Source organism: Blautia sp. DFI.6.71 (assembly GCF_020593585.1).
GTDB classification, from domain to species: domain Bacteria; phylum Bacillota; class Clostridia; order Lachnospirales; family Lachnospiraceae; genus Blautia_A; species Blautia_A wexlerae.
On the sequence record NZ_JAJDMJ010000126.1, the window covers coordinates 1 to 1,485 of the forward strand.

1 protein-coding gene is annotated in these 1,485 nt (G+C 42.0%); it reads right to left on the reverse strand.

Annotated elements, in window-relative coordinates; translation table 11 throughout:
• Positions 1-160: 160 nt before the first annotated feature.
• Positions 161-1,402, reverse strand: coding sequence for an IS256 family transposase (locus LJE12_RS19505; protein ID WP_118045231.1), 1,242 nt, complete (start codon positions 1,400-1,402; stop codon positions 161-163).
• Positions 1,403-1,485: the final 83 nt, after the last annotated feature.

A 1,485-nucleotide genomic window follows, 5' to 3' on the forward strand; every position in this document is an offset into this window, starting at 1 on the left:
GAGACTGTGAGAAAAAGTCTGTAAATAAGATTCTTCTATGATATGCAAGGGTGGCAAGCCTGAAAATCAGGCTTCTCACCCTTGTTTTATATATAACAGTTGTTGAATGGCATGTCAAGAGCAGGCGGTTTTCCGCCCGTCTTATTCGCCTGTTTATTCGTTACTCTGGGAGGCGTCCTTCGTACATAATACTCAGTTCACCATACACCTGTGCCCAGTTGCGGATCGTACTGGTCCATTTCTTCGTAGCTTCAAATGTGGCAAGATACAGTGCCTTTAATAGAGCTGTATCGCTTGGAAATACGCTTCTCTGGCGATTCAGTTTCCGGTAGGTAGAATTCAGGGATTCAATAGCATTTGTAGTATAAATCACCGTTCTGACCGTCGTTGAAAATTTAAAGATCGGCGAGATTGAGTCCCAGTTATCCTTCCAGCGCTTCATGGAATTCGGATATTTCGGTGTCCATTTTTCTGTTACACGCTCTAAGGCTGCCAGAGCTTTCTTTTCATCTGTGGCCTGATAAATGGTTTTCAGATCCGTAGCGAAGGCTTTTCTGTCTTTATCTGGGACATATTTCAACGTGTTTCTTACCTGGTGTACAATACAGCGCTGGTATTCCGTCTTTGGAAAAGCTGCTGCGATCGCTTCTTTGATTCCGGTTAAACCATCGGCACAGATGATTAATACATCTTTGACACCACGATTTTTCAGTTCATTCATAACGGAAAGCCAGTATTTTGCGCTTTCGTTATCGCCAACACTGATGGTTAAAACTTCTTTTTTTCCTTCCGTGTTGATTCCCAGAATCACGTAAGCAGCAAGCTTTCGGATCACGCCATTATCCCTTACAGAATAATGGATTGCATCAATGTAGAGAATGGGATAGACCTCGTCCAGTGGCCGGTTCTGCCAGTCTTCGATCTGTGGCAGGATCTTATCAGTCACATCAGAAATAAAGCTCTCAGAAGTTTCAAAGCCATAAATATCTTCGATGGTTTCGGAAATCTGCCGGGTAGTCATTCCTTTGGCATACATGGAAATGATCTTCTGATCAATATCGGAAATATCTTTCTGACGTTTTTTCACAACCTGTGGTTCAAACGTTGATTTGCGATCCTGTGGCACTTCGATTTCCATCGAGCCATACCGGCTGTTGACCTGTTTCCGCTTATAACCATTGCGATAATCATCATTATCTGAGCGTTTGGATTTTTCGTAACCAAGATGATCATCCATTTCAGCTTCCATCATTTCCTTAATGGTGCCGCCTAAAAGATCCTTGAGCGCATCCTGAATGTCTTCTGCAGACTGGATATCGTACTCTTCCAGGAGCTGATGGATGATGTTTCGTTTTCCTTCTGTCATTTGTACACGATGTACAGGTTTCTTTTGTCTTGCCATAATAAAAGGCCCTCCTAATGATATTTATTGTATCATAGAAGAACCTTATAAACATTATTTTACAGAAAAAGTTTCATACTCTC

What these genes read in the sequence shown, in the direction of transcription:
- LJE12_RS19505 (WP_118045231.1), bottom strand. Translation starts at nt 1,402, where the DNA reads ATGGCAAGACAAAAGAAACCTGTACATCGTGTACAAATGACAGAAGGA.